This window comes from Micromonospora sp. D75 (assembly GCF_018070405.1).
Classification (GTDB): domain Bacteria; phylum Actinomycetota; class Actinomycetes; order Mycobacteriales; family Micromonosporaceae; genus Micromonospora; species Micromonospora chalcea.
On record NZ_JAGPXV010000501.1, the window covers coordinates 1 to 4,534 of the forward strand.

The 4,534-nt window shown below is 75.8% G+C and carries 5 protein-coding genes, 1 rRNA gene and 1 pseudogene; 5 read left to right on the top strand and 2 right to left on the bottom strand.

Translation table 11 applies throughout. From position 1 onward, the window contains the following. Positions 1–8 precede the first annotated feature (8 nt). Positions 9–125, top strand: a 5S ribosomal RNA gene (gene rrf / locus KBX39_RS24075). 94 nt (positions 126–219) lie between these two features. Here rrf and KBX39_RS33520 read toward each other — a convergent pair. Next, positions 220–1,188 (bottom strand): hypothetical protein, encoded by a 969-nt coding sequence (locus KBX39_RS33520; protein WP_247660523.1) that lies wholly within the window; start codon positions 1,186–1,188, stop codon positions 220–222. 3 nt (positions 1,189–1,191) lie between these two features. Here KBX39_RS33520 and KBX39_RS24080 point away from each other — a divergent pair. Both KBX39_RS24080 and KBX39_RS24085 read left to right on the top strand, forming a co-directional pair. Continuing rightward, a pseudogene (locus KBX39_RS24080) lies at positions 1,192–1,710 on the top strand (Replicase polyprotein 1ab); the annotation flags it as partial. Positions 1,711–2,243: 533 nt separating this feature from the next. Further along, the gene (locus tag KBX39_RS24085) at positions 2,244–3,239 is read left to right on the top strand and encodes an HAD-IIA family hydrolase (RefSeq protein WP_210872633.1); all 996 of its coding nucleotides are present in this window, start codon (positions 2,244–2,246) and stop codon (positions 3,237–3,239) included. A gap of 42 nt (positions 3,240–3,281) precedes the next feature. Here the strand turns inward: KBX39_RS24085 and KBX39_RS24090 are convergent, their stop codons facing one another. Beyond that, complete coding sequence (locus KBX39_RS24090) at positions 3,282–3,617, bottom strand: SCP2 sterol-binding domain-containing protein (protein WP_043324901.1); 336 nt, start codon at positions 3,615–3,617, stop codon at positions 3,282–3,284. A 112-nt stretch (positions 3,618–3,729) separates the two neighbouring features. Here KBX39_RS24090 and KBX39_RS24095 point away from each other — a divergent pair, with 112 nt between their 5' ends. Together KBX39_RS24095 and KBX39_RS24100 are read left to right on the top strand one after the other, a co-directional pair. Continuing rightward, positions 3,730–4,308 (top strand): phasin family protein, encoded by a 579-nt coding sequence (locus KBX39_RS24095; RefSeq protein ID WP_064446406.1) that lies wholly within the window; start codon positions 3,730–3,732, stop codon positions 4,306–4,308. After that, a complete protein-coding gene (locus tag KBX39_RS24100; RefSeq protein ID WP_030502668.1) occupies positions 4,305–4,532 on the top strand; it encodes a hypothetical protein in 228 nt (75 codons plus the stop codon). The genes KBX39_RS24095 and KBX39_RS24100 overlap by 4 nt, the downstream gene beginning before the upstream one ends. Positions 4,533–4,534: the final 2 nt, after the last annotated feature.

The following is a 4,534-nucleotide window of genomic DNA, read 5'->3' on the forward strand; positions in this document are numbered from 1 at the left end:
CATAGAGTTACGGCGGTCATGGCGGAGGGGAAACGCCCGGTCACATTCCGAACCCGGAAGCTAAGCCCTCCAGCGCCGATGGTACTGCACTCGGGAGGGTGTGGGAGAGTAGGACACCGCCGGACAATCTTCCAGTCGAGGGCCGCCCCAGCAGGGGCGGCCCTCGACTGCGTTAGCGTTCTCGGCGGAAACGCCATCAGGAAGGATGTACCTGTGAGCTCAGGACCCCAGGGCGGGGACCGCCCCCGTCGTTACGAGGATCGCGCCGACCGTGGCCAGGGGCGTGGTGACGCCGGCCGCGACGGCCGTCGCGATGACCGTCCCTCGTACCGGGGTGGCCGCGACGACCGCCCGGGCGGCTTCCGCGGTGGTGACCGTGACAGTGGCGCCCGTGGTGGCGACCGTCGCGAGGGTGGCTTCCGTGGTGGTGACCGCCGCGAGGGCGGCTTCCGCAGTGGCGATCGCGAGGGCGGCTTCCGCGGTGGCGACCGTCGTGAAGGCGGGTTCGGCGGTGGTGAGCGTCGCGAGGGTGGCTTCCGTGGTGGGGACCGTGAGGGTGGTTTCCGGGGCGGCGAGCGTCGTGGAGGCGGCTTCCGCGGTGGTGAGCGTCGTGAGGGCGGTTTCCGTGGTGGAGACCGTGAGGGTGGCTTCCGTGGTGGTGACCGTCGTGAGGGCGGCGACCGCCGTGAGGGCGGCTTCCGTGGCGGGGACCGTCGCGAAGGCGGCGACCGCCGTGAGGGTGGTTTCCGCGGTGGCGACCGTCGCGAAGGCGGCTATCAGGGTGGCGACCGTCGGGAGAGCTACGCCGGCGGCGAGCGCCGCGAGGGCGGCTTCCGCGGTGGCGAGCGCCGTGAGGGTGGCTTCCGCCGCGACGACCGTCGTGACGACCGTCGGCCGGGCGGCTTCCGGGGCGAGCGGGACGGTGAGCGCCGTGGCTACGGTGACCGGCCGGGCGGCGACGACCGCCGTGGCAACTTCGGTCCGCAGCGGGAGCGCCGGGACGAGCGCGGCGAAGGGCGTACCGGTGAGGCGCCGGAGCTGCCGGACGAGGTCGTCGCGAGCGACCTCGACTCGGCCGTCCGGGCGGAACTGCTCTCCCTCGCCAAGCCGGTTGCGGAGACGGTTGCCCGGCACCTGGTCGCGACCGGGCTGCTGATCGACGAGGACCCGACGCTGGCGCTGGCGCACGCCATGGCGGCCCGCCGGCTCGCGTCGCGGATCGCCGCCGTGCGGGAGGCCGTCGGACTGGCCGCGTACCACGCCGGTGAGTGGCAGACGGCCATTGCCGAGCTGCGGACGTACCACCGGATGAGCGGTCTGCAGAGCCACCTGGCCGTGCTGGCCGACTGCGAGCGGGCGCTGGGCCGGCCGGAGCGGGCGATCGACCTGTTCCGCGGCGCCGACCGGGACAAGCTCGACCAGGCCGTCGCGATCGAACTGCTCATCGTGGCCGCCGGCGCGCGCGGCGACCTCGGGCAGAAGGACGCGGCCGTGGCGATGCTGCAGGTCCGCGAACTGACCGGCGACTCGACCGAGCCGTGGGCGGCGCGACTGCGTTACGCGTACGCGGACGCGCTGCTGGCGGTGGACCGGCGCGAGGAGGCGCGGGAGTGGTTCTCCCGGGCCGCCGACGTGGACTCCGAGGGGGAGACCGACGCCGCCGAGCGGCTGCTGGAGCTGGACGGCGTGGTCATCGAGGGCGACGACGAGCCCGAGGACGACGCGGACACGTCCGAGGCGTCGGCCGACGACGACGATGACGATGACGATGACGATGACGATGACGATGACGATGATGACGATGACGATGACGATGACGACGACCGTGAGGACGATGACGACGACCGTGAGGACGACGCGCGGCTGAGCGACGACGTCGTGTCGGGCACCGGCGGCGACGCGGCACGGGCCGGCTACCGGGACCGTGACGCGGGCGACCTGACCGACGACGAGCTGACCGACGCCGAGGCCGGCTCGCTCGCCACCGGCGCCCCGACCGCCGTCACGACGTCCGAGGACACCGCCACGTCGACCGCGGACACCGCCACGCCGGGCAGCGCCGTCGCGGCTGCGGACGCCACCGACGTCACCCCGGCCGACAAGGCCGACGCCGACCGGCCCGCACCGGGCGACGCCGCGTCCGGCGAGGGCGAGGCGGCGGAGCGCCGGTGACCGGGTACGGCGGGGACACCGCTACCGGCGCGGACCAGGGGCGACCCGTCCGCGCCGGAGCGGCCGGCCGGCTGGTCGACGCGTACTCGCTTGTCGTCTTCGACCTGGACGGCGTCATCTACCTGATCGACCGGCCCATCCCGGGCGCGGTCGAGGCGGTCGGCCGGCTGCACGCCGAGGGGCGCGCCGTCGCGTACGCGACGAACAACGCCTCCCGGCGCTCCAGCGAGGTCGCCGACCTGCTCACCGGCATGGGCGTCCCGGCGCAGCCGGCGGAGGTGCTCACCTCCGCGGCGGCCACCGCCGAGCTGCTCCGGGACCGGCTGCCCGAGGGCGCGCCGGTGCTCGTGGTCGGCGCGGAGGCGCTGCGGGCCGAGCTGCGCGCCGTCGGCCTGCGGCCGGTGTCCACCGTCGACGAGGAGCCCGCCGCCGTGGCCCAGGGCTACGGCCCGCAGGTCGGCTGGTCCGACCTGGCCGAGGCGTCCCTGGCGGTACGCGCGGGCGCGCCCTGGTACGCCACGAACACCGACCGCACCCTGCCCAGCCCGCGCGGCCCGCTGCCGGGCAACGGCTCGCTGGTCGCGGTGCTGCGTACCGCGCTGGGCCGCGACCCCGACGTGGTGGTGGGCAAGCCGGAGCCGGCGCTGTTCACCACCGCCGCGCGCCGGGCCGGGGCCGGGCGCACGCTCGTGGTGGGGGACCGGCTGGACACCGACATCGAGGGCGCCCGCCGGGCCGGGCTGGACAGCCTGCTGGTGCTCACCGGGGTAAGCGACGCCGCCGAGCTGCTGGCCGCGCCCGAGGAGCGCCGCCCCGCGTACGTCTCGTTCGACCTGGCGGGGCTCTTCGACCCGGACGCGGTGGTGACGGTGCCGGGCCGGGCGACCGCCGGCGGCTGGTCGGTGGCGGAAGCCGGCGCGGACCTCGTGCTCGACGGCGCGGGACCGCCGCTGGAGGCGCTCGCCGCGCTCTGCGCGGTGGCCTGGTCGGCGTCGGCCGGGCCGCGCGTGCGGGCGCAGTCCCCGGCGGCGGCGGAGGCGCTCGCCGCGTTCGGCCTCGACGGCTGAGCGGCGAAGCACCCCGACGGCGGCGCGGTCGCGGTGGACCGGCTAGAGCAGCTTGCGGAGCTTCATCAGGTCGAACGGGTTCGCCTTGATCGAGACGCGCCGGGACGCGACCGCCGACATCACGTCGAGGCGGCCGTTCACCAGCGCGACCAGGTCGTCACTGCCGGTGCTCAGCGCGATCTTCGCCTTCGGGTCGTCGCCGTCGGCCAGGTCGACCAGCCGCCCGCCCTCCAGCCGCCCGTGGAACGCGGTGCCGAGATCGGTGATCCGGCAGGCCAGCGTGCGGTCCAGGTCGATGCGTCCCTGCGCCTCGGCGTTGCGGTCCAGCCGCGCGGCCAGGTCCTGCAACGCCTGCCGGCACTCGTCCACGCTGGCCACATCGTCTCCTCACCACGAACCACGCCGTTTCCCGGCACCGTACCGCAATGGGGCGTCCGGGGTGCCCGGTAGCGTGGCACCTGCACACCTCGCCCCGCGGAAGGACTCAGGCATGCAGGACGCGTGGCGCGCCTACCTCGAGCTGGCCATGGGCCTGACGGAGGCGCCCCGGAAGAAGGCACAGGACGCGGTCATGCGCGTCGTCGGTCAGGGTGGCGCGACCGCCGCCCAGATCCAGACGCTCGCCGAGGAGCTGGTGGCCACCGGCCTGGCGAACCGGGAGTCGCTGACCAAGCTGGTCCGCTTCGAGGTGGACCGGGCGCTGGGCGCGGTCGGGCTGGCCACCGCCGACGAGGTCGCCGAGCTGACCCGCCGGGTGCACGACCTGGAGCGGCAGCTGCGCGAGGCGCGCGGCAACCTCGGGCCCGGCGAGACGCCGCCCGCCGGATCGTCCGAGCCCGCCGCCGCACCGGCCGGGACCGCCACCGCGCCGTCCGGCGCGACCGCGCCGCCGACCGCCGAGTCCGCGGCAACGGCGCCGACGAAGGCGGTGGCGAAGAAGACGGTGGCCAAGAAGGCGATCGCGAAGAAGCCGCCCGCCACCATGGCCCGTACCCCCGCCGACGGCTCGCCCGCCGCGCCCGCCCGGCCGGCGAGGAAGGCCACCGGCCGCCGGGCGGCCGGCTCGTGACCGCGCCGCGGCCCGGTCCGCCGCCGGGCCCGCGGCCCGGACCACCCCCGGGGGTACGCCCCGCGCCGGCCGAGGAGGTCGGCGAGGCGCGGCACCCGGCGGTGGACGCCGCGGTGCTCGGCATGGCCAACGCCGAGGCGCTCGCCCCGGCCGACCAGATCGCCCAGTACGAGGCGGCGTACGAGACGCTGCGCGAGACCCTCGCCACCATCGACCAGGCCTGAGC